At 64.4% G+C, this 22,671-nt stretch carries 26 protein-coding genes and 1 tRNA gene; 16 read left to right on the top strand and 11 right to left on the bottom strand.

The genetic code is table 11. The features are described 5' to 3' along the window. Positions 1-82 precede the first annotated feature (82 nt). The 3 genes from GRX03_RS05470 to GRX03_RS05460 are packed head-to-tail and all read left to right on the top strand — an operon-like array spanning position 83 to position 1,982. On the top strand, positions 83-718 hold the full coding sequence (locus GRX03_RS05470) for an Era-like GTP-binding protein (protein ID WP_159763132.1): 636 nt from the start codon (positions 83-85) through the stop codon (positions 716-718). Between the two features lie 4 nt (positions 719-722). Beyond that, on the top strand, positions 723-1,109 hold the full coding sequence (locus GRX03_RS05465) for a DUF2073 domain-containing protein (protein WP_159763131.1): 387 nt from the start codon (positions 723-725) through the stop codon (positions 1,107-1,109). A 3-nt stretch (positions 1,110-1,112) separates the two neighbouring features. Next, positions 1,113-1,982, top strand: a complete 870-nt coding sequence (locus GRX03_RS05460) for an OapC/ArvC family zinc-ribbon domain-containing protein (protein WP_159763130.1) — start codon at positions 1,113-1,115, stop codon at positions 1,980-1,982. 5 nt (positions 1,983-1,987) lie between these two features. Here the strand turns inward: GRX03_RS05460 and GRX03_RS05455 are convergent, their stop codons facing one another. Beyond that, positions 1,988-3,091, bottom strand: a complete 1,104-nt coding sequence (locus GRX03_RS05455; protein WP_159763129.1) for a hypothetical protein — start codon at positions 3,089-3,091, stop codon at positions 1,988-1,990. Positions 3,092-3,333: 242 nt separating this feature from the next. Between GRX03_RS05455 and GRX03_RS05450 the strand changes: the two genes are divergently transcribed. Together GRX03_RS05450 and GRX03_RS05445 are read left to right on the top strand one after the other, a co-directional pair. Next, a complete protein-coding gene (locus GRX03_RS05450) occupies positions 3,334-3,564 on the top strand; it encodes a hypothetical protein (RefSeq protein WP_159763128.1) in 231 nt (76 codons plus the stop codon). Between the two features lie 51 nt (positions 3,565-3,615). Beyond that, positions 3,616-4,392, top strand: a complete 777-nt coding sequence (locus tag GRX03_RS05445; RefSeq protein WP_159763127.1) for a CPBP family intramembrane glutamic endopeptidase — start codon at positions 3,616-3,618, stop codon at positions 4,390-4,392. Between the two features lie 7 nt (positions 4,393-4,399). Here the strand turns inward: GRX03_RS05445 and GRX03_RS05440 are convergent, their stop codons facing one another. Both GRX03_RS05440 and GRX03_RS05435 read right to left on the bottom strand, forming a co-directional pair. Further along, positions 4,400-5,167, bottom strand: a complete 768-nt coding sequence (locus tag GRX03_RS05440) for a S26 family signal peptidase (RefSeq protein ID WP_233739781.1) — start codon at positions 5,165-5,167, stop codon at positions 4,400-4,402. A gap of 43 nt (positions 5,168-5,210) precedes the next feature. Beyond that, entirely contained in the window at positions 5,211-5,684 is a 474-nt protein-coding gene (locus GRX03_RS05435; RefSeq protein ID WP_159763126.1) for an NUDIX hydrolase, read from the bottom strand. Between the two features lie 97 nt (positions 5,685-5,781). On the opposite strand from GRX03_RS05435, the gene GRX03_RS05430 reads away from it, so the two are divergent. Then, a complete protein-coding gene (locus GRX03_RS05430; protein ID WP_159763125.1) occupies positions 5,782-6,198 on the top strand; it encodes a Rieske (2Fe-2S) protein in 417 nt (138 codons plus the stop codon). An 89-nt stretch (positions 6,199-6,287) separates the two neighbouring features. Here GRX03_RS05430 and GRX03_RS05425 read toward each other — a convergent pair whose 3' ends face one another. After that, positions 6,288-6,578 (bottom strand): transcriptional regulator, encoded by a 291-nt coding sequence (locus tag GRX03_RS05425; protein ID WP_159763124.1) that lies wholly within the window; start codon positions 6,576-6,578, stop codon positions 6,288-6,290. Between the two features lie 144 nt (positions 6,579-6,722). Then, positions 6,723-7,511, bottom strand: a complete 789-nt coding sequence (locus GRX03_RS05420) for an SDR family NAD(P)-dependent oxidoreductase (RefSeq protein ID WP_159763123.1) — start codon at positions 7,509-7,511, stop codon at positions 6,723-6,725. Positions 7,512-7,686: 175 nt separating this feature from the next. Between GRX03_RS05420 and GRX03_RS05415 the strand changes: the two genes are divergently transcribed. After that, entirely contained in the window at positions 7,687-8,754 is a 1,068-nt protein-coding gene (locus GRX03_RS05415) for an AAA family ATPase (RefSeq protein ID WP_159763122.1), read from the top strand. Positions 8,755-8,863: 109 nt separating this feature from the next. Here GRX03_RS05415 and GRX03_RS05410 read toward each other — a convergent pair whose 3' ends face one another. After that, positions 8,864-9,931 carry a radical SAM protein gene (locus GRX03_RS05410; protein ID WP_159763121.1) on the bottom strand — a complete coding sequence of 356 codons (1,068 nt, stop codon included), beginning with the start codon at positions 9,929-9,931 and terminating at the stop codon, positions 8,864-8,866. A gap of 167 nt (positions 9,932-10,098) precedes the next feature. Here GRX03_RS05410 and GRX03_RS05405 point away from each other — a divergent pair, with 167 nt between their 5' ends. The 6 genes from GRX03_RS05405 (at position 10,099) to GRX03_RS05380 (ending at position 15,522) form a co-directional block, all read left to right on the top strand. After that, positions 10,099-10,731 (top strand): helix-turn-helix domain-containing protein, encoded by a 633-nt coding sequence (locus GRX03_RS05405; protein ID WP_159763120.1) that lies wholly within the window; start codon positions 10,099-10,101, stop codon positions 10,729-10,731. A gap of 44 nt (positions 10,732-10,775) precedes the next feature. Beyond that, entirely contained in the window at positions 10,776-12,065 is a 1,290-nt protein-coding gene (locus GRX03_RS05400) for an O-acetylhomoserine aminocarboxypropyltransferase/cysteine synthase family protein (RefSeq protein ID WP_159763119.1), read from the top strand. Positions 12,066-12,116: 51 nt separating this feature from the next. Further along, positions 12,117-13,103, top strand: a complete 987-nt coding sequence (locus GRX03_RS17025; RefSeq protein ID WP_159763118.1) for a zinc-ribbon domain-containing protein — start codon at positions 12,117-12,119, stop codon at positions 13,101-13,103. A gap of 103 nt (positions 13,104-13,206) precedes the next feature. After that, a complete protein-coding gene (locus GRX03_RS05390) occupies positions 13,207-13,737 on the top strand; it encodes a DUF2062 domain-containing protein (RefSeq protein WP_159763117.1) in 531 nt (176 codons plus the stop codon). Positions 13,738-13,969: 232 nt separating this feature from the next. Then, on the top strand, positions 13,970-15,361 hold the full coding sequence (locus GRX03_RS05385; RefSeq protein WP_159763116.1) for a hypothetical protein: 1,392 nt from the start codon (positions 13,970-13,972) through the stop codon (positions 15,359-15,361). Between the two features lie 77 nt (positions 15,362-15,438). Next, positions 15,439-15,522 (top strand) — tRNA-Leu (locus GRX03_RS05380). Positions 15,523-15,758: 236 nt separating this feature from the next. Here GRX03_RS05380 and GRX03_RS05375 read toward each other — a convergent pair. From GRX03_RS05375 to GRX03_RS05360, 4 genes are all read right to left on the bottom strand, one after another. After that, positions 15,759-17,447, bottom strand: a complete 1,689-nt coding sequence (locus GRX03_RS05375; protein WP_159763115.1) for a histidine kinase N-terminal 7TM domain-containing protein — start codon at positions 17,445-17,447, stop codon at positions 15,759-15,761. A gap of 59 nt (positions 17,448-17,506) precedes the next feature. Further along, complete coding sequence (locus tag GRX03_RS05370) at positions 17,507-18,589, bottom strand: metal ABC transporter permease (RefSeq protein WP_159763114.1); 1,083 nt, start codon at positions 18,587-18,589, stop codon at positions 17,507-17,509. Beyond that, positions 18,586-19,329: a metal ABC transporter ATP-binding protein gene (locus tag GRX03_RS05365; RefSeq protein ID WP_368278033.1), complete on the bottom strand. Its 744-nt coding sequence runs from the start codon at positions 19,327-19,329 to the stop codon at positions 18,586-18,588. Before GRX03_RS05365 ends, GRX03_RS05370 begins: the two co-directional genes overlap by 4 nt. Before the next feature lie 91 nt (positions 19,330-19,420). Then, on the bottom strand, positions 19,421-20,389 hold the full coding sequence (locus tag GRX03_RS05360; RefSeq protein WP_159763113.1) for a metal ABC transporter substrate-binding protein: 969 nt from the start codon (positions 20,387-20,389) through the stop codon (positions 19,421-19,423). Positions 20,390-20,635: 246 nt separating this feature from the next. On the opposite strand from GRX03_RS05360, the gene GRX03_RS05355 reads away from it, so the two are divergent. Beyond that, positions 20,636-20,797, top strand: coding sequence for a hypothetical protein (locus GRX03_RS05355; RefSeq protein ID WP_159763112.1), 162 nt, complete (start codon positions 20,636-20,638; stop codon positions 20,795-20,797). Between the two features lie 161 nt (positions 20,798-20,958). On the opposite strand, the gene GRX03_RS05350 is transcribed toward GRX03_RS05355, so the two are convergent. Continuing rightward, positions 20,959-21,159 (bottom strand): hypothetical protein, encoded by a 201-nt coding sequence (locus GRX03_RS05350; RefSeq protein ID WP_159763111.1) that lies wholly within the window; start codon positions 21,157-21,159, stop codon positions 20,959-20,961. 186 nt (positions 21,160-21,345) lie between these two features. Here GRX03_RS05350 and GRX03_RS05345 point away from each other — a divergent pair, with 186 nt between their 5' ends. Next, positions 21,346-22,032, top strand: coding sequence for a helix-turn-helix domain-containing protein (locus GRX03_RS05345; RefSeq protein WP_159763110.1), 687 nt, complete (start codon positions 21,346-21,348; stop codon positions 22,030-22,032). A 114-nt stretch (positions 22,033-22,146) separates the two neighbouring features. Next, positions 22,147-22,434 (top strand): DUF7344 domain-containing protein, encoded by a 288-nt coding sequence (locus GRX03_RS05340; RefSeq protein WP_159763109.1) that lies wholly within the window; start codon positions 22,147-22,149, stop codon positions 22,432-22,434. Positions 22,435-22,671: the final 237 nt, after the last annotated feature.

The following is a 22,671-nucleotide window of genomic DNA, read 5'->3' as shown; positions in this document are numbered from 1 at the left end:
TTTGATGTATGTCTGACATACTCTTAAGTAAATAGCGTCGGCTTGTTGAGTCAAGCCCCGTTTGCGGGGTCAGGAGGAAAGGATGGGACTGCTAACAAGCCTCAGATCAAGTATCGCAACGTTGTTCTCCGACGAGGAGCCCAAGCGGATCGGCATCTACGGACCGCCGAACGCGGGGAAGACGACGCTCGCAAACCGAATCGCTCGGGATTGGACCGAACACGGCGACGCGGTCGGGCCGGAGAGTCACGTGCCCCACGAGACGCGCCGCGCACGCAGGAAGGAAAACGTCGAGATCGAACGTGACGGCAAGACCGTCACTATCGATGTCGTCGACACACCCGGTGTCGCGACGAAAGTCGACTACACGGAGTTTCTCGAACACGACATGGACAAAGACGACGCCGTCCGTCGCTCCCGCGAGGCGACGGAGGGAGTCGCTGAGGCCATGCACTGGCTTCGAGAAGATGTCGACGGCGTGATCTACGTCCTCGATTCGACCGCAGATCCGTTCACCCAGGTCAACACGATGCTGATCGGGATCATCGAGAGCCAGGATCTGCCGGTGCTGATTCTCTCGAACAAGATCGACCTCGAGGAATCGAGCACCCAGCGGATCAGAAACGCCTTCCCGCAACACGAGACGATCCCGCTGTCGGCACTCGAAGGCGACAACATGGACGAAGTGTACGACAAAATCGCGGAGTACTTCGGGTGATATCATGTCGACGACACCACAACCAGACGGCGAAGGCGTTCAGATCGATCTCATCAGCGCGACCCGGATGGACGGGCTGGCGAGCATGGAGAAGATTCGGCTGATCCTCGACGGAGTCCGCGACGGCAACATCGTGATCCTCGAAGAGGGGCTCTCCCCGGAGGAGGAGTCGAGACTCATCGAGGTGACGATGACCGAGATCAGCCCCGACGAGTTCAACGGTATCGAGATCGAGACGTACCCGCGCTCGGAGACCGCGGACGCGAGTTTCCTCGACCGACTGATGGGTCGGGAGTCGACGAACAAACTCACGGTCATCGGACCGGCGAACCAGATCGAGACGCTGCACAAGGACGAAACGATCATCCAGACGCTCGTTTCACGGAAATAGGCCATGCCACACCAGTGTACAGACTGCGGCCGGCAGTTCGACGACGGTTCGAAGGAGATGCTGTCGGGCTGTCCGGACTGCGGCGGAACGAAGTTCCAGTTTCTCCCCGACGGGCGGGCGGATCCGGAGCCGACACCCGAGGAGCCAGCATCGATCGACGAGCCGAGTTCCTCGGTCGCCCGGAAGGTCGGCAGTGCCGCGACGGCCGTCCGTGATCTCGTCGGTGGATCGGGTCCCGGCCCGTCCGGCGGCCCAGACCGTCCGTCGGGACCGGATGCGCCGGAAGTTAGCGGGCCGGACTCAGCACCCGATGGCTCTCCGCCGAGTCCGGACACGCCTTCGTCGGACCGTGATCCGTCGACAGCGGGGTCGGCCTCCTCGGTTCCCTCCGACAGTGACGACCGCGCCGGGACGACCTCGGATCCACTTCGCGAACCCGACCCGGCGACGATGACGACCGCGGAATCCGAAAACGAGGCCCAGGCCAGCGCGCGGAGCGAGGTGATCTCTCCGGACGAACTGCCGCCGGCCCCGGAGCGGTCAGGGTGGGCACAGACGACCCCGGGACCCCGGACCGAGACCGAACCGGAGTCGACGCCACAGAGCACCACAGAACCGGGGTCGACACGGTCGGAGCCGACCGCGGAGGGACCGGAGCCGACACAGTCGGAGACGACCGCGGAGCAGGCCGACCGACCGGATCTCTCCGAACTCCGGGCCGAACTCAACCAGCAGTTCGAGTCGATCAAAGTGCTCGAACCGGGCCAGTACGAACTCAACCTGATGGAACTGTTCGACCGGGAGGAGTACATCATCGCTCTGCAGGAAGACGGCAAGTACACCGTCCAGGTCCCCGAACACTGGCAGGACTGATTCGCTCAACCGAGCAGGGCTTCTTCGAGCAGGAAACTGATCAGAATCGCCGGCACCCGGAAGCCGTCCTCGACTGTCGCCGTTACTTCCCTGCCGTTGACCGTCGTATTCAGGTCTTCGAGGATCGTCAGCACCACCTGAATAACCGGTGAGTCGCCCACGGCTGCCGCGATGTCAGTTCTGTCGAGTTGCCCGAGCGCGTTCAGCGTCGTATCGAGATCCTGTGCGGTCCCGTCGTCCGGGGCGACGAGCGTGACGGTCAACACTCCGTCCGAGAGCGAACTGAAGCCGTACTCGATGCTGTCGGCGAGTCCGGTCGTGATCGAGAGATCGAGCGCGGAAAACGCCGCGGGCGGGACGACGAACCCTCCCCTGAGCAGTCCGTCCGAAGCGCCCTCGAACCCGTCTATCACCATTCCACCGAGCCGGCGTTGCTCCCCCTGTCGGACGTCGATGACATCTTCGAGTTCGGTCCGAGAGCCGAGCGCGTACCGCCCCCCCGACAGGTGACAGAGCGCGAGCGTCCAGGTGAGTTGGTCGTTTCCGACGACCCACATCGTCTGTCCGCGGTGCTCCGCCGTCTCGAGTAGATTTCCCCGCTCGCCGAGTCGCTCCCGCACAGTCTCCGGATCGGCGCTGGACTCGAACACGAGACCGGCGTAGGACTCCGATTCGGTCGGAATCGTCCCGAACGCGCTCACCTCACCGAGTTCCCGTGGCGCGATCGTGGTCGCCGCCTCGATGGTCTCGAACACGTCGGTAGTCGTCTGTATCCCCTCGATTCCCAGCGCCGCCAGCTCCGGATCGGTCGCCCGTTGCAGTCCGTCCGCGGCCAGCAGCTCGCTTCCGGTCCAACTGAAGACGAACTCCGCCCGCTCCGGCACGTCGTCGAGAGTCGATCCGTCCCCCGTCGGGAACACCTCCTCCCGAGACTGACGATAACCGTAGCCCACCGCTGCCACGGCACCGAGCCCGACGCCGGCTTTCAGCACCTGTCGCCGGGTCCTCCCCGGATCGTCAACACCACCCGGTTGCTGTTGGTCCTCTCCCGGGCCCGGTGTCTCTCGGTCCTCTCCCGGCCCGTACTCCCCGGCGTCGCCCTGTGCCATCCTGTTGCCTGATGTACTCGTTGCAACGCCTAAGAAGATAGGGATCCGTTTCGACTGGACCTCCCGACGCACCTCGGTCCCTCCGGGGAGTCACCTTCTGCGGTTCACAGCCGGTTCCGACAGACACCCTGTCTGACGGGCCCCACCACCTGCCTCCCGGCTCCGTCGGTCGATTGTTACGTATATCTTTCCTGAGGTGTGTCTGACGCCGTTTAATGTGTTTGGAACACGATGACATACGTATGAGCTTGCACCGCAGCGAGTTCGAGCGTATCCGCACGGTGTTAGAGGAAGCCGATGCGGACGAACCGCTGACGGCCCGCGAGATTCTCCAGTTGCTCGAAGAACACGACGAGGAGTTCGAGAGCGCACACCGCGTCGCGACCGTGTTGGGGCGTCGTGCACAGACAGGCGATGTCGAAGTCATCCGAGATCAGCCCTACCGATACCAGTTCGATACCACAGGTACCTAAAGAGCCGACGGTGAAAACAGATTTACCGTCCGGCCTCCGATAGCCGTGCCGATGAGTCAGTCACGCGGACCGACCGGCGGAGCCGGCCCAGTCGTCGTTCGCCTCCCCGGGTCGGTCCTCGGCCCGGTCACCCGCGGCGTCGTCGCCCTCGTCGTTGCGCTCCTCCTGTTCGGGTCTGCGATGGCGCTCTCTCGGGGGGTCGCATGGCTGTTCGCGGCGGTGTTCGAGGTCGGTCCCCCCGGTACGACGAGTCGCCTGCTCGTCAGTACGACCGCGCTGCAGGTTCTCGGCTTCGGCGTCCCTTCCGCGGCGTTTCTCGCTGCCCACCGACAGCGGCCCCGGTCGTATCTCCGACTCACCGAGTGTACGCAGTGGACGCTCTTCTACGGGAGCGCGGTCGGACTCGCGCTGATGCTCGTCGCCGTCGCCGCAACGGTGTTGTTCAGTCTCCTGGGCATCGCACCGGCGGAATCGGCCGTCGGACGGGCCCGTAGCCCGGCCTTCTATCTCCTCCTGTTCGCCGTTTCCACGCTCGTTGCCGTCCCGATGGAGGAACTCCTTTTCCGTGGTCTAATCCAGCGACGACTGACCGACGGGATCGGCCCCGCGGTCGGTATCGCCGTTGCGAGCCTCCTTTTCGCGTCGATCCACTCGACCGTCTCCGTCGGCGCTGGCGGCGAAGTTCTCACTTTCGGGATGTTCGTCGGTTTCGGACTCGTTCTCGGTGCCGCGTACCGGTACACGGAGAATCTGTTCGTTCCGATCGTCGGCCACGTCATCTTCAACGGCGTCCAGATTCTCCTCAGAGCGATCGAAGTCGCCTTCTGAGCCCCGTTCAGAACTGGAGTCTGAGCCAGCCCAACCCCGGGACCCGGACCTCCGCAGTCCCGACGATCCACTCGGGTTTGACGGGTTCGAGGTTGCCAGTCCCCGCCTGGTCGTAGGTCGGATTGTGATCGCCTTTCGTGATGAACCCGGCGTGGGGGGCGCTGTTGCACTGCTCCTCTTCGACGTAGAACTCGTCGTTGGCCCGATCACACCAGTTCTCACCCTCTTCGACCCAGAACATCGCCCGGTGGATGATCGGTGTCACGTTCTCGTTGCCCTGGGGGTTGTAGACGATCACGTCCCCGCTGTTGCCGAACTGCTGGTAACCGATTTCTGCCCCCTGTTGGGCAGTGACGACCCCCGTATCGCCGTGTGCCGCGTCGGGCTGGAAGCGGTCGGTCTCCATAACGAAGACCAGATCGTTCTGGGACATGTTCGGCTCCATGCTCCCGCTCTCGATGGCGACCATCGGCGGCCAGACGCCGCTGATCATGAAAATGTACAGCCCCAACAGGACGACCGCGCCGATACTCGTCACGATGTCTCTGAGAAACAGCGTCAGATCGTCGGGGTCGCCGTCCTCGGGCCCATCGGCCCGGATCGGGGTCGGCGGATCCCGTCGACTGTCGGCCGCCCGTCCCTCCGCTCTCTCCGTCCGCTCTCGGTCGGCGTTCCCCCGCGAACGCCCCGTCGTTTCCCCTGCAGAATCCCCGCCGGGATCCGTAGCGTCGGCCCCGGAATCGCCCGCACCGTCGCGTTTCTCGGGGGTTGTCATCGTCCGTCCTTGCTCCGTCTCTCGCATCAATCTTCTGTTTCCCTCAACTCCCCTCGATCGCCTCGATGGCCCGTCGTCCGGCCTCCCGAACGTCCGCCGGCAGCATCTCGTTGCCTGCGAGATCCTCCGGGGTGAACCAGACCCACGCCTCCGCGGGCGCCTCTCCCGGGCCGGGATCGATATCCCGGCTCTCGGCCCGGCCGTAGTAGATGAAATCGACGTGCTGGTGGCCGACCTCACCGTCTTTGACGTTGATATCTTCCAGCAGGAAATGCTGTGGCTTCGGAATCGAGCGCGCGGTCTCGGACTCCAGTCCCGCCGACTCCGGCGTTACCAGTTCCACGTCCAGCCCGAGTTCCTCGCGAGTCTCTCGGACGGCCGCCTCGTGTGGTAACTCGTCACGGTCGAGGTGACCGCCGGCGGGGAGCCACATGTCGAGTTTGTCGTGTTCGTGCAGCGCGACCGCACCGTCGTTGACGACGTACACCGTTGCGACGAAATGCCGTGTCGTCTCCATATCTCACACTGGGCGAGGGCGCGTTTGTGCGTTGTGTCCTCGGCCGGGGCCCATCTCACCGGTACGTTCAATTGGCCGTATCCCCCACAGTGAGTCAATGGAAGATGATAGCCGCATCGCTCCGGTCGAGGACGTCCCCGCGGACAGTTCCCTGCTCTTTACGATCCGGGACGGCTTCGACAAGGAGGAAGCGATCCTGCTCAGACTCGCCGACGGCGTCGTCGCGCTGAAAAACTACTGTCCGCACTGGACGGACGTACGTCTCGACTCCGGCGGCGGCGCGACGGTCCGGGAGGACGAACTGGTCTGTACGAAACACGGCGCGACCTTCGAGACGGCCACCGGGGACTGTACGTACGGCCCCTGCGAGGGCGCGACAATCGAGGAAGTCGACGTGACGGTCGAAGACGGCGTCGTCTATCTCACCGACGACGACTACGAGTTCGAGAATCTCGGCCCCTCCGGGGAGCACGACCTCTCCTCGCGGGGCCGGATCGGCTTCTCCGGGAACTGATAGATCGACTTGTGCTTACTTCTCCGGGGACTGACCGCTCGACTCGGATCGGCTTCTCCGGAAGTTGACCGCTCGACTCCAGCCGACGGTTACTCCACTCGAAACAGCGGCTCCTCGACGGACTCACTCTTGCAGTCAGGACAGCGACTCGGCCGGTTGATCAGGTCGTCGAAGTCCGTGAACCCGCACTCCCGACACTCCGGGGGTGCGACCAGTAGCTGTTCGGACTCGTGTTCCAGCGACTTCGAGAGGTGTTCGACGTGGCTGAGTGCTTCGCCCGTGGTGATGTCGAACTCGTTTGCGATTGCACCGGCCTGTAACGGCTGTTCTCGCAGTCGGTCGGCGATCCGCTGGCGGGTCGTTCGCTCGGCCTCGCGCATACGGTCGGTACGACGCCGCGCCTAATCCGGGTTTCGGGCCGTCGACGCCGCTCGGCAACTCGACCCGTGACTTTCGCAACGAATCATCGGATACGGCCCCTCGGCCGACCTGCTGTGCCCCGGAGAAAAGCGATACTGCCGGGCTCAGGCGTCGGGCATCTCTTCCATGATGTTCGGGACGCCCTTGGCGGTGATCGTCTCCCCGACGATGTACGAGGAGGCCTCGCTGGCGAGGAACTGCGTGATGTCGGCAATCTCCTCGCTCAGCCCGATCCGGCGGTCGACCGCCGACCGGTCGATGTTGTCCGCGCTGACGCCCATCTGGGATTCGACGCCCGGGGTCGCGACGAACCCGGGTGCGATGCAGTTGACGCGGATCCCGCGGTCGGCGTACTCGTGGGCGATAGTCGTCGTGAAGTTGATGACGGCGGCCTTCGCGGCGGCGTAGTGGCTCATGTACGGCGAACCCTTCTGCCCGGCGACGCTCGCGAAGTTGATGATCGTCCCGTCGCTCTCCTCGAGGTACTCCGCGGCGGCCTGGGTGCAGTGGAAGGTCCCGTGGAGGTTGATGTCGACGATGGTCTTCCAGCCGTTCTCGCTGATCTCGTCGAAGTCGGCCATGAAGCTCGCGCCGGCGTTGTTGACGAGGCAGTCGACGCCGCCGAACTCCTCGACGGTCGCCTCGACCAGCGCCTCGACGGCGTCCCGGTCGGTCACGTCACACTCGACTGCCAGGGCCTCGCCGGGTCGCTCGCTGTCGTTGATCTCCTCGGCGACCGGGTCGACGTTGTCCTGCTCGCGCGAGCAGATGACGACGTTCGAGCCCCCGGCGGCGAACTCCTCGGCAATCGAGCGCCCGATGCCGCTCGATGCGCCCGTGATGATCGCGGTCTGTCCCTCGACACTGAACTGCTCCGTGTTCGGTGCTGTCATAGCTACTCCGGGATTGCGGGCCGGCCCTAATAAAGTCTCGTACAATGTTGCGTCGGAGATCAACTCGAAGTTACATTGTTCAACAATTCCCGGTTCACACCGGCCCAGCGGTCCGGACCTGTCTTTCGGACGGAAAATCAGGAGACTTTTGCTCGCGTGTCGCGGACGTGTGTGCATGGATCACGAGACGGCCGGCACGCTCTCAGAGCAGGTCATCGAGGCAATCGGCGAAGCGGTGATCGCCGACCGGCAGTTTCTCCGGACCACCCTGACTGGCATCCTCGCTCGCGGCCACGTCCTCCTCGAAGACGTTCCCGGTACCGGGAAGACGCTGACGGCACGAACCTTCGCGACCGCGCTGGATCTCTCCTTCCAGCGGATCCAGTTCACGCCCGACCTCCTCCCCGCGGATATCACGGGCTCGAACATCTACAACGACGCAACCGGCGAGTTCGAGTTCTCCCGCGGCCCCATCTTCGCCAACGTCGTGTTGGCCGACGAGATCAACCGCGCGCCGCCGAAGACCCAGGCCGCCCTGCTGGAAGCGATGGGCGAAAAGCAGGTCACCGTCGACGGGGTGACCTACGACCTCCCGGAGCCGTTTTTCGTCATCGCGACCCAGAACCCCGTCGAGCAGGAAGGGACCTTCGGCCTCCCGGAGGCCCAGCGGGATCGGTTCATGATCAAGACCTCTCTGGGCTACCCCGAGGCGGAGGGCGAACGACTCCTGTTGGACCGCCGCGCCGGGCGAATCGAGCGCACCCCCTCGATCGAACCGGTCATCGATGCCGCCCAGGTGAGCGAACTCCAGCAGGTCCCCGAACACACCGAGGTCGATCCGCGCCTCCGGGATTACATCATCGAACTCGGCCGGTGGACCCGCTTCGACGACCGCGTCGAGGTCGGCATCTCCCCGCGAGGCATCCAGCGACTGTTCGAGGCCTCTCGCGCCCGTGCGGTCGTCGCCGGCCGGGAGTACGTCGTCCCGGACGACATCAAGGAGATGGCCGTCCCGGTGTTCGCTCACCGACTCGTGCTGGGGGCCGATGCCAGCGTCCGCGAGATCAGCCCGACCGACATCGTCGAGGACGCCCTCGGAAACGTCCCCGTGCCCGCCGTCGACGACGACCAGCCGGAACCCGCACACGCGGCCGCGAACGGTTCCGGACAGCACTCGGAGCCCAACTCCGCCGACGGCCACTCGCCAGGGGCCGACCGGTCCGCTCACGCCGACGACGGATGATACCACCCGGCGACGACAGACAGCGTCGTAGGTGAGCACAGCAGGTACCGACTACCGGGACCACCCCCGCCATCGACCGTCGGGCCGCCCGCTGGGTTCCAAGTTACTCTCAGTCTCCCGAGGCGAACTCCTGTTCCGGGAGCGGCCCGTCGTACTCCGGCGGGACGAACGGACAGAGCGGGTCGCTCTCCAGCGGATCGCCCGTGTAGGCGTACGCCCGCGAGCGACTGCCCCCACAGATCGAGCGGAACGGACAGGCCCCGCATTTCCCCTTCAGTTGATCGCGGTCGCGCAGCCGCTCGAACAGTTCCGCGTTCCGGTACAGGTCGACGGGATCCTCGTCTGTGACGTTGCCGACGGACTCCGGCAGGAACCCCGAGGGGTACATCTCGCCGGTGTGGCTGACGAAGGCGAAGCCGTCTCCGGCGATGACGCCGCCGCGGCGGTTGCCGCCGTCGGCGTCGCCCTGTGCCAGCACGCGGCGGTACTGCGGGGCCTCGGTCGTTTTCACCGCAAATTCCTCCTCGTCGCTGACATCCCCGAGCCAGGACATCACGTCGTCGGCGCGCTCGGGGGAAATCGGGTCGAGCACCCGACCGCGTCCGACCGGGACCAGAAAGAAGACACTCCAGAGCACGGCGTCGAGATCGGCGACCAGCGTCCGCAGTTCCGGGAGTCCGCCGACGGTTCGCCGGCAGACGGTCGTGTTGATCTGCAGCGGGACGCCGACATCGGCCGCGGCCTTCGCAGCGCGCATCGTCTGCTCGAAGCTTCCCGCTTCTCCGCGGAAGGCGTCGTGTGAGTCGGGGTCCGGACCGTCGATGCTGAGCGCCATGCGCTTGAGTCCCACGTCGGCGAGGTCCTGGATCACTTCCCGGGTCAACTGGTCGGTTCCGCTCGGGGTCAGCGTCATCGAGAGCCCGAGATCGGTGCCGTAGTCGACGAGTTCGACCAGATCCTCGCGCTTGCAGGGGTCTCCCCCCGAGAGCACGACCAACTGCCCCTCGCCGAACTCGCTGACATCCTCCAGCAGTTGTTTCCCCTCGGCGGTGCTCAGTTCGTCGGGATGCCGATGTGGCTGCGCGTCCGCCCGGCAGTGTTCACAGGAAAGCTCACAGGCCTGGGTGAGTTCCCAGATGAAGACGACCGGCCGCTCGCTGGTGTCGAGTCCCCGCATTGACGGGGCATTCGCTCCCGACTCAAAAGAGCACGGAGGCGATTCCAGTTCGCTGGGAACTCCCCCGCTCATGTTCGGCTCGCGCTCCAGTACCTCCCGTTTCGGCGATTCCCAGGAGTTGAGAAGAGCACTCCCGTTATTTTGTGGGTCATCACGTACCGGAGCGTATGTCAGGAGTTCGTGCGGAGTTTGTCTTCGAGCGCCCGGAGCAGTGTCCCGTCGCGGCGAGTTCGGCGGGGGCAGACAGCCCGCTCCGAGACGTGTCCTGGACGACCGAGTCGGACGGGATCGTCACCGAGCAGTTCACGACCGCGGACGAACCAGCCACAGACGAGGCCGAGGAGGTCTTCGATTACGGCGCTCAGCGGGTCTACGAGTTCGAGCGCGACTACGACGACCCCTGTATCTGTGAGTACATCGAGCAGTCGCTCGGCCCAGTCACGGACGCGTACGCGACTGGAGGCAACCTTCACGTTACGATCCACGCCGGTGATGTCGAGAAACTCCGGGAGTTGCTGGGCGAACTGAACGACCGCTTTGGCACCGTCCGGATCGAGTACCTCGTCCAGGGCCGCGACCAGGCGGCGGAGTCGAATCTCGTCCCGGTCGATCTCAGACGGCTGACCGACCGCCAGCAGGAGGTGCTCCAGACCGCCCACGAGATGGGGTATTTCGAGTATCCCCGCAACTCCAACGCCAGCGAGGTCTCCGAGGCGCTCGGTATCGAACCCTCGACGTTCACGGAGCATCTCAACGCCGCGCAGTCGAAACTTCTCGACGAACTGCTCGCCCGGGAGTGAGATTCGGGGGAAGATTCACGTACCGGGATGCGCTGGTCGGTGGTATGAGCGACGACGATTCCATCGAGACACAGGCACTCCACGTCGGACAGGAAGAACCGGATCCCGCAACGGGGGCGCGCGCCCCGCCGATCTATCAGACCACCTCGTACGTCTTCGACGACGCCGACGACGCCGCCAGCCAGTTCGCGCTGGAGGAACCGGGCTACATCTACTCCCGGCTGATGAACCCGACCGTCGAGATGCTCCAGGAACGGCTGGCCGCCATGGAAGGTGGCGTCGGCGCAGTCGCGACTGCCTCGGGGATGGCGGCGCTCAACCTGACCGATTTCATCCTCGCAGATGCCGGGGACAACATCGTCACCGCCTCCTCGCTGTACGGCGGCACCTACACCTACTACACGCACACCCTGCCCCGACAGGGCGTCGAAGCCCGGTTTGTCGACACGCTCGATTACGAGGCCTACGAGGAGGCCATCGACGAGAACACGAAGTACATCCACTGCGAAACTATCGGCAACCCCGCTCTGGTGACGCCGGATTTCGATCGCCTCGCATCGATTGCGGACGACCACGGGATTCCGCTGTTCGTCGACAACACGTTCGGGACGCCGTATCTCTGCAATCCCATCGAACACGGCGCAAACCTAGTCTGGAACTCGACGACCAAGTGGATTCACGGATCGGGGACGACCGTCGGCGGCATCGTCGTCGACGGGGGTAACTTCGACTGGAGCGCACACGCCGAGGAGTACCCCGAAATCGCACAGGACAACCCCGCCTACCACGGCGTCAACTTCGCCGAGACGATGGGTGAACAGGCCTTCACGTACACGGCAATCGCCCGCGGCCTCCGCGATATGGGGAACCAGCAGTCGCCGTTCGACGCCTGGCAGACGATCCAGGGCATCGAGAGCCTCCCGCATCGGATGCCCCGACACTGTGAGAACGCGATGGCCGTCGCGGAGTATCTCGCGGATCACTCCGGGGTCGCCTGGGTCAACTACCCCGGCCTCTCGGACCACGAGACCCACGGCAACGCCAGCGAGTATCTCGACGGCGGCTACGGCGGGATGATCACGTTCGGTCTCGAAACCGGCTACGAGGGCGGTCGAACGATGTGCGACGAGGTCGAACTCGCCAGCCTGCTGGCGAACGTCGGCGACGCCAAGACGCTGATCATCCATCCGGCGAGTACGACCCACCAGCAACTCACCGAGGAGGAACAGGAGGCCTCGGGGACGACCCCGGACATGATTCGACTGTCTGTCGGCCTCGAGGGAACGCAGGATATCATCGACGACCTGGATCAGGCAATCGACAGCGCGACGTAACCGCGTCTCCCCGACGCTTTATTTTCCCAGCACTGATACCCACGTATATCCGTGCCATACTGTACGAACTGCGGTGAGGAGGTCACCGACGAACAGCGGTACTGTAGCTACTGTGGCGAGCCGGTTGGCGACGTGTCCCGTAGTGACTCCGGTCACGGCGGTGTCGATAGCCACGACCACAGCCCGGAGCCCACCGCTCGACCCGGATCCGAAAATACCTTCGAGGGCGACCCGCCGCCGGAGGGGTACGAGGACCCGCCCGGGGTCGGGACGGTCCGCTCTCCCGGTCCGTCCTCGCCGGGGGCAATCGAACTGTTCGGCTCCTCGCTCCGGGGCATCTTCGGGCAGCCGCTGTCGCTCGCCGGGCTGTTCGTCGCTTGGCTCGGGTTCTTTCTGATCTACTTTTTCGCCCCGCCTTCGCTCGCTCCCGCCGCGGCGCTGACCGGGCTGTTCGGGCTGTTCGTCGCCGGGATCATCTACGTCGGGACCGAATACGACCGCGAGAGCGCCTCGTCGTCGGTCGCCGCACGGGCACAGCAGGTCGTCGGCGTCTTCCCGTCGCTGTTCGCGATCTGGCTGCTGTTCGTCATCCCGTTCGGCCTGGGGCTGACGGTGTTTCTCCTGCCCGGACTCTACGTCGGCAGTCGGCTATTTTTGGCCTTTCCGGCCTGCGTGCTCGACGGCGAGGGCGTCGTCGACAGCCTCTCGACCAGTTGGGATCTCACGTCGGAGATCAGCCTCAAAACCCTCGGACTGCTCGTTCTCGCCTCTCTCTCCGTCTTCGCGCTGGTGATCGTCCTCTCGATTGTTACCTCGGGCGTTCTGTTCGCCACCGGTGCCGACCTCCCGGCCGAACCGGGCGTTTCCCCGACAGAAGCGGCCGACCAGTTCGAGCTTACCGACTACCCGGCCCTGCTGGTCGGCGCGTCGGTCTCGTACGCGGTCAGCCTCGCAATCGTCGTCGGCGCCGTCCAGGTTGCCGCCGCCCGACTGTATCTCCGTCTCCGATACCCCGACAGCGAGCCGACTCCCCGCTGATACGCGCCCGATCCACTCTCTGGCTGGCCTCCCGACACTTCTGTACTCCGACGAGCGCTCTGCCCGACAACTACTTGCCTGCCCCACGAGTACCGAGGGTCAGATGGGCCGCGTCCGGGGATACCTACACCGCGTCCGAGCGGCGGTCTATGACTCGTTCACGCACGAGCACACGCCCCGCCAAATTGCCCTGAGTTTCGCCCTCGGGACGTTCATCACGATGCTGCCGACGTTCGGTTTCGGCCTGATCGTTTTCGTCGTCCTGATTCGGCTGTTCGAGTGGATCAACAGCATCGCACTGTTCTCCTCGGTCGCCGTGTTCAACCCCATCGTGAAGTGGGGCGTCTACGCCGGGAGCTTCGCGCTGGGATTTCTCCTGTTGGGACCCGTCGACGGCTTCGGAATCGGTGACACGCCCTCGTTCAGCGCCGGGAGTGAGATCGTCGTCCGCCTCCTCGTTGGCAATACGATCCTCGCCGTCGTCGTGACAGTTCTCGCCTACGCCGTCGTCTACCGTCTCGTCGTCGCCTACCAGCGTAACTCGCTGCCGGTTCTCGAAGAGACCGTCGGAGGGATGGTCGCGGAACTCGAAACCCGAATCGAGGAGTCGGACCCCTCCGCCGAGGACTCCTGAGACCCGATTTTCCCCGCGTATACCCGACTCACTGTCACGTCCCGAGCGATTTATTATCTTCTGTGAGAATCACACTACGGGATCGGCTATTAGCACACCGCCCGAGAACCCGGATACAGGGGCCGATTTATCCGCCGCGAGCGACGGCTCCGACGCCGCGCACCTCGACGATCTCATCGCTGATAGCGAGCGAGTGATCGGCGGGTTCAACAGCCCGGACGGTGTGATCCGGATGAAGGAAGGAGAGCGGACGGTCGTGGATCGACCGATACACACGGTCGTCACGACCCGTCGGATTCTGTTCACGATACCGGACAGTCCCGACTCGGGAGCGGTCACGCTCAGATACGACGAAATCGCCTCGATCTCGGTCGGCGATCCGGTGCTCTCGCTGACCACCACCGAGGGGATCGGACTGACCTGGCGCGGCAGTTCGCCGGCCCCGCCCGCGGTCGCCAACCACCTCCGCTGGATCGGCGAGATCCGCGGTCGAATCCGGACGCTCACCAGCGACATCGACCTCGCGGCCGGGGAGATCAGATCACACGCCGACGACCTGGAGTGGGAGGCGGGTTTCGAGACCTACCGCGAGGCCCGTCGCCGTCTCGACGACCTGTTGAACGACGTGTTCTGTACCGATCCGGTGCCCGAGTCCGTGCTCGCGCCGGAACTGACCGAACTCGGACGGACGCTCGAAACCGCACACACCCGGCTGTACATCGAGCGCGGACTGGATCAACTCGAACTCGGCCGGCAGTTGATCGAGAACGGCGACTACGAACAGGGTCGGAAGGTGCTCCAGCAGGCCCAGGCCGACCACGAGCAGGCGACGGCGTGTCGCGCGGCCGTCGAACGCGGGGACGCCTTCCAGTTCGGCGCACAGCGGGAGTTGGAGGAGGATCTCGAGAGCTTAGGCTGGAAGATCGAGACCGTCGCCGCGGAGCCGCTGCGACAGGCCCACGAAGCCAAGATTGCGGGAGAATCGGCCGACGAACCCGCGGAGGCCGTCGAGCACTGGGAACGGGCGTTCAAACGGTACGGGCACGTTCTCACGCTGGAGTGGGGGACCGACGAGCGCAACTTCGCCGGGGATCCCGAGACGGTGCGACCAGAACTCGACTACGCCGCACGGGAGTTGATCGACCTCCACAGCCAACTCGCAGACGAGTGCTGGAACCGCGGCGCGGACAGACAGGAAGCGGGGGATCTGAAAGCGGCGCTCGAATCCTGTCTGAACGCACAGAAACACCTCGAACGCGCCCACGAGCTCGCGACGGAGTTCGCTCCGGAGCGGGTCGACGCCATCGCCCCCCGACTGGAGACGATGGCCGATGCGGTCATGCGCATGCGCCACGCCGAACCGACGGCCGAGGACCCCGAACCGCCGATGCCCGACCGCGAACCGGAGCCCGACGCGCCGGATCCCGAATCAGTCGCTGAAGGCGAGGAAGGACTGCCGTCAGCCGAGGCACTCGCGGAGATCGACACACACCACGAGATCACTCTTGAGTCAGAGGAGCTCCAGGTCACCGAGGCCGACGACTCCGCTTCGGCGTCGGATCGGTCGGACTCACAGACCGAACGCGAGGCCGACGAGGAGCAGACAGAACGCCACCAGCACTGACCTCCCGCCGTCCTCGCGGCGTAACCCGACCAGCGATCCGTAACATACAGGGTGGCGGGATCCCACCTCTCGGACGTGCGAGGGTAGCCAAGCCTGGAAACGGCGGCGGACTCAAGATCCGCTCCCGTAGGGGTCCATGCGTTCAAATCGCATCCCTCGCACTGTCGGCCCACGCGGGCCCTCGCAAACAGTGCGGGAAGATCCGCGAGGTCGGTCGCGACCTCGTTGCAAACGGGGAGTGCGAGGCCGAGCGAAGCGAGGCCTCGGCAGGCGAACGGGCAGTGCCCGTGAGCCCACGACCCGTGCGCGGAGCGATCTTCCCTCGCAAATTCTCTCCCGGCGAGATGCCGGGAACCGCCAAGATTCTGTAGTGACAACTCGGTCCGTGTCACCTCTCTCACGCCCATCCGGACTCATTTCGGCCGTCCGTCCCCCCGGCAGTATCGGCGAGCGCGATACAGAACCCGTCCGCTCGCTCGTCGATTCGCACGGCCCAGCCCTGTGCTCGGGCGAGGGTCTGGATGTTCGGGCCGAGCATGCCCGCTTCTGCGTGAGGGACTGCCTCGCCGTATTCGAGCAGACCGTCGACCGCGACCGGTTCCGGGGTCCGAAACGCGAACTCGATCGTCTCTCCCTCGACGCGCGCCCGGAGTTCGGTCGTGTCGGTCTCACCGGCCAGCATCGCGACGTTTCGCACCAACTCCCGGAAGCGAGTCCGGTCCGCCCGAATCTCTCCGTCGCCGTCCAGCGTCAGCCCCAGTTCCGGGTTCGTCGCCTCGACGGTCTCCTCGACCACCGACCCGAACGCGAGGCTATCTAACTCCGTGACGGTCTGGCTCAGCCGAGCGAGCGTGTTGAGGTCGTCGACAATCGTCGTCATCCGCTCGGTCGCCTCTTGAAGCCGCGCGACCCGCTCCCGGCCGTCCTCTGTCGCTCCCGTCTTTAGGTCGTCACTGAGCAGTACCAGGTTCGACTCGGTGATCGTCAGCGTGTTCCGGAGTTCGTGTGCGATCGCGGCGGCGAAATCGTCGAGTTGTTCGGACTGACGCTTGAGCTCTCGGCGCTGGCGCTCGACCGTCGTCACGTCGCTGATCATCACCGCCTGGCCGTACATTTCCGGGCCGATCGTCAGTTTGGTCCGCCCGACCAGGCAGTGGATCGTCCCCGTCCCGCGTTCGACGGTAACGATATCCGTGTCGTCGCTCTCTCGCCCAAGCGAGGCTGCATCGGTGAGTGCGTCGACAGTTTCGTCGAGAGGCTCGCCGGCCTCCAACTGTGGGAACAACCACCGGGCGGCGGCGTTGTAGTCCCGGATCGTCCCGCTGTCGTCGACGATGATCACGCCCTGATTGATCCGGTCGAGTAGCTCCCGGTGTGACGCCCAGTGGACCTGCTCGAAGCCCGCCTCGGCGACGAAGAGCGCGCCGATCCCGAACGCGGCGACCCCAAGCGGGACGTACGTGTTCGCGACCAACTGCGTCACCCCCAGATCGCTGAGCACGTCCAACCCGACTGGCAGCGTCGTCAGTCCGACCAACGCCGTGAGTCGTCTCTTCGGCAGTTCAGAGCGTCGAAACAGCTCGAACAGCATGAAGAATCCGACCGCCGTCAGCGCGTACGCCAGCACCGTCACCACCTCGTGCAGTCCGAGCAGTTCGATCTGCGCGTGCGGAAACGGCTCTGTCACCCGCTCGACGGCGAAGTACGATTCGTGGACCGGGTTCGTCAACTTCAGTCCCGCGATACCGAGAAACACCACCGTCGCCGTCCGCCGGAGCCACCCGTCCCGGTGGTACGACTGTCCGGCATAGGCCGAACAGAAGTACAGCCAGGCCCAGACGGTCCCGAATCCGGCGATCAGTGCGACGATGTACGAGCCGTGGGCGACCGACAGCGGCGGGTTCGCCAGCAACACGGCCTGTCCGAACGCCCACACCGCCGACAGGACGAACAGTCCGGTGAGCCCGCGTCTCGTCCCGTCGTGGCTAACTCCCCGTACGCGCCAGGCGGCGAGTAGGCAGCCGACGACGGCGAGTAGAAACGCGCCGAGGTGGATCGCCCGCAGCATCTCTTCGTGCTTCCTCACCAGTGAGTATACGAGTAAAAGAATTGTGCCCGACAGCCCCGGCCTCGCCCCGTCTCTCGTCAGTGAACCGAAAGGTTGGTCGACCGGTCGGAGAGGCCCACCGCCAGGGCGTAGACGGCGATTGCGACGAGGATGATCGACCCGCCGGCCGGCAAGCCGCCGACGAGGGCGAGAAAGATTCCCAGAAGGACCGAGCACTGTCCGAAGATCACCGACAGCGACAGCGTCTCCCGGAAGCTTCGGCCGACCTGCGAGGCGGCGGCAGCGGGGATCACGAGCAGTCCGGCCACCAGGATCACGCCGAGAATCTGCATCGCCCCGACGACGACGAGTGCGGTCATGACGATCAGCAGCGAGTTGTACCCTCCGACGTTGATCCGGGCGACGCGGGCGGCCTGTTCGTCGAAGGTGATGTAGAACAGTTGCTTGTAGTTCAGCACCACCAGCGCGACGACGGCGACGGTGAGCACGGCGACCATCCGCGTGCCGTCGACGGTGACGATAGCGAGCTGGCCGAACAGGAAATCCTCGATTTCGATCCCGATGGCGATCCGGTCACGAAACGCCGAGATGAGTAGCGTTCCGAGCGCGAAACTCCCGGTCAGGACGATTGCAATCGGCACGTCGCCGTAGGAGTCAGTCCGCTCGGTCAGCCGCTGGAGACCGAGCGCCGCGAGCGCGCTCACGAAAAACGCGACGAAGATTAATTGCTCGCGCGTGCCCGCGAGGCCGGTTAGCCCGGTCACGACCACGCCGATGGCGACGCCGGCGAAGGCGGTGTGCGCGAGGGTCTCTCCGATCAACGCCATCTGGCGATGGACCAGAAACGCCCCGACGAGCGGGCCGACGATGCCGACGAGCACGCCCGTCGCGACCGCCCGGATCGTGCCGGGAAACTCGAACACCCGGGTGCCGAGCAGGGCGTCGAGCGCCCCGCCGGCACCGACGTACCCCTCGAAGACCGCGACGCCGACTGCGCCTGCCGGTCCGCCGAGTTGCCGCAGCCAGTCGACGAACACGAACCCAAGCATCACGAGAGCGAGCAGCCCAATCGACCCGAGCGCGATCCGCTCCGCAGCGTGTCGGCTGTCGGTCGCCCGTGTCCCGACCGATTCGGTCTCGTCTGCGGCCTCCGCGCTCATGGGTGTTCGTGTGCGATGACTCTCCCGGTCGTCCCGTAGGCCTCGGCGATGGCGTCGCTCTCCAGGAAGGAGACGGTGTCGCCGTGGTGGTATAGCTCCCTGTTGAGACAGGCGACGGAGTCGACGTGTTCGGTCAGGATGTCCACGTCGTGTTCGATCAGGATGATGGTGATCCCCTCGTCGTTGAGTTCGTCGAGCATGTTGTAGAACTCGGTCCGGGAATCGGCGTCGACGCCGACGGTCGGTTCGTCGAGCGCCAGTAGATCGGCCTCCGAGGCCAGCGCCCGCGCGATGAACGCCCGCTGTCGCTGCCCGCCCGAGAGCTGTCCGATGGGCCGATCAGCCAACTCCGCGATACCGACTCGTTCGAGCGCACGCGCGGCGATCTCTCGATCCTCCTCGCCGATACGCCCGAGACCGGCGTGGGGGAACCGTCCCATCAGGACGGCCTCACGGACGGAAACCGGCATCGTCCCGCTCCGGTCGGTCGCCCGCTGGGAGACGTAGCCGATCCGCTCGCCGTCCTCGAAGGCCGACATCGGCTGGCCGAACAGCTCGACGGAGCCGCTGTCCGGCTCTTTCAACCCGATCAACAGGTGGAGAAGTGTCGTCTTCCCCGACCCGTTCGGCCCGATCAACCCCAGAAATGATCCCTCTTCGACGGTCAGCGAGACGTTTTCGACGGCGACAGTCTCGCCGTACGCGAAGGTCACGTCCGTAGCTTCAACTGCGACGCTCACTGACCATCACCTATCTGTACCTGTCGATGAGTACTGAAAAGTGTTATTATCGAATTCATATCTGTTAATAAGACCCTCGCTACCCGGTGAGTCATCCCGGATTCAGGGCAGTCTCTAGCGAGGGAACGTTGATCTCGGTCATCTGTTCGGTCCAGCCCCAGCCGTTGTCCTCCCACTCGTCGGTCGTCCCGGAGATTGGCGTCAGCGGCTCCGCGTTGCTCGCCGCGGAGTTCTCGAAGACCGTCTCGACGAGGCGGGGATACTCCCCGCTCGCGCCGGCCTCGAAGGGGTCGTAGAGGACGGTATCGATCCCCTCCTGTTCGATCACGGTGAGTAGCTTGCCGATGTCCTCCTGTGAAGCCGCCGCGTTCGGGCTGATTCCGACTGGGGTTTCGAGCGTGATCCCGTATCGGGTCGCCAGGTACGCAAATGAGTTGTGTCCGACGAGTACGGCGGTGTCGAGTGCGGCCTCCTCGACGACAGATCGTAGTTGCTCGTGGACACTCGTGATCTCCGCCGCGTATGAGTCGGCGTTGTCCGCGAACGTCGAACTGTCATCCGGGGCGACCTCGCCGAGTTCGCTTCCGAGAGTCGTCACCATCTCCCGCGCCACGAGCGGATCGAGCCAGATGTGTGGGTCGTGTTCGAGATGGGAATCCTGTCCGTCCGAACTCCCGTCGCCGGTGACACGCTCGGCCACCCCGAACAGGTCGATCAGCGCCACGTCGGGGTGATCCCGTTCGAGCGTCTCCGCGATGTCCTGCGCCCAGGAGAACTCCGGCGTATCGAGGTAGACGAACACCTCCGTCGAGGCGACTTCCGGGACGAGGTTCGCGTCCGGGCTCCAGCCGTGGCCGATCCGTCCCGTCCCGACCGGTTCGGTGAACGAGAGGGCGTCGCCGCCGACGTGTTCCGCGAAATCCCACAGCGGGTAGAAGGCGGCGTAGCCGTCGGCCTCGACCGGCTCGTCCCCGAGGCCGATCACGTCCAGACAGCCGGCGGCTCCGAGGGCCGCCGTCCCCGCGGCCGCACCGAGTACCTCCCGTCGGGTTGGGCTCATACTCTCACCTTCGCCCCGTTCGGTGAAAAGCATTATTACTTGTACAGTCAAAGTTAATAATTCAGGGCAGATACTGGGGCCGATCTAGTAACGGGGCGGTAAGAAAGACGCTACGACCCCGCCGAACGGCCGAAACTGCACGAGCGTTTGTCGGACTCGGTGGTATCCTCTCCCAAACTGGATAAAAGATCATTACATTTATTACCGACAGTCGCAATTGTTGGAATAGGACCTTCATGATGAACCATGAAGGATCCGGATCGAACCATGTACGAGCACTTCACAGACGCCGAGAACACGGGAGCCCCACTGGTCCCGATGGTCGAAGAGCCTGAAGATATCGCCACCGACGGCGGCCGAACCGACGAACTCGACGAGGTAGTGCTGAGCCACCGCCTCCGCGAGTAACGACTGCTGAGTTCCTGCTGTTTTCTGCCCCGAGCGATGACCGATAGGGCTGGCTCTGTGCGTCTTCGAGAGTCCGGCTAAGCGTCGAGACATGTCGGCGGGTTTTCGTAGCTGACGGATAGTTGACGCCAGTTTCCCGTCTGTATCGACGTGGTATCCCCTTATTCGTCCTCGTCGTCGGGGCGTCTCGCTAGCTCGACAATCTCCACTTCCCAGTCGTGTGTCGACCCTCGCGTTCGGAACTCCCAGGCCCCGCGGACGTCCACGTCGCTCTCGATGGCTTTCTCCACCGCCTCGGCGAGGACGGCCTCGAACTCGTCGGCATTGGCAATTGACTCGTCGCGGAGTTTCTCGTGTGTCATAGTGACTGCGTAATCCTCGACCCGTACGGCCCCGGCCACTGTCCGTACAGGTGTTTGATCCACCGTATACGATACACGCCACACGCATATGTCTACCGAAGAGCATGGTACACCAAGCATCCGCAGCGCGGGTTGGCACACCAAGCCGGTCATATTTACCTGTCTCGAACACCACCTTTCAGTATAATGGCCGTCATCGCGCACTTTCGGATCCCAGCCGACGCGTTCGAGCTTGGCCAGATCCTCGAAATAGAGGCCCGCGGGACGGTCAAACTCGAAACGATGGTGCCGCTGGGCGAGACAGCGGTTCCCTTCTTTACCGTGAGCGACGAGGTCAGAGAGTCCTTCGAGAGAAGCGTCAGCAACCACCCGGCCGTCGAGAACATCGTCGAGGTGACGCGACACGGCCGGGAGCGACTGTACTCACTCGACTGGGACATCGGGGCAGATACGCTCTTTCGGGGGCTCACCGATCTGAACGGACAGCTTCTCAGCGCCACCGGGACGGCGAGCACCTGGGAGTTCGAGATTCGGTTCCCGACCCACGAGGCGCTCAGCCAGTTCCAGGAGTACTGCTCGGACGCGGACATCTCCCTCGAAGTCGGCCGCGTCTACAACCCCACCCGCCCGGGGACAGGGATGTGGTACGGAGTGACCCATCCTCAGCGTGAGACGCTGATGCGCGCGGTCGAAGGCGGTTACTACTCGATTCCGCGACGGATGTCGACGCAGGATTTGGCCGACGAACTCGGCGTCTCGGACCAGGCCGTCACGGAGCGACTGCGTCGCGCTATCGTGACACTCACCGAAAACACGCTCATCGCGATGGAAGACGAACTGGACGAAGAGGCCACTCAGGTCGAACAGCGCTGACCCTGCCGGGGGTCGGTCACAGTACGGCAACCGCGGGTGACCTTATTAGTGCCTCGTGTACCATGCACTGTGGACAAGTGAGAGAGACGTTTCTATGCATCTGTGCAGACCACAATGGGATTCGATCAGGTAGCGGACGCGCTCGGACACCGGACGCGGAGACATCTCCTCGTCAAGCTCGCAGAGCGTCCGTCGATAGCCGTCAGCAGTGCCGACGAGAAAATCGAACTGATGCACACTCACCTCCCGAAACTCGACAGCATGGGCTATGTCGTCTGGGACAGAGAGCGGGACACGGTCGTGACGGGCCCGAACTGGGGGGAGATTGAACCCGTTATCCGGTTACTCAGAGCCAACAAGGACAGCCTCCCGAACGACACATTTCTCGAGATCACACAATGATGATCCGAAGCGTGCGCAACTGGATACAGACCGCCGTGAGTCGAGTCTGGGCCGGTGACGAGCGGTTCTCGGACACACGAGAGCAGGACTCGGTATCGCTGTACGTCTGTCAACCGTGTAATGTCACGTACATCTCGACGGATCTGTGCTCCTGTCCAAACTGCGGGGGCGCTGTCGAGGTGACGCCGACCGCGTCCGAACTGGGCTTCTGTTGAGCCGCGAGTCGAACCGACGGGG

Origin of the sequence: Halovenus carboxidivorans, from assembly GCF_009831575.1 — an archaeon.
GTDB lineage: Archaea > Halobacteriota > Halobacteria > Halobacteriales > Haloarculaceae > Halovenus > Halovenus carboxidivorans.
The sequence above is the reverse complement of the archived record's forward strand: the minus strand, read 5'-3'. Positions and strand labels throughout refer to the sequence as shown.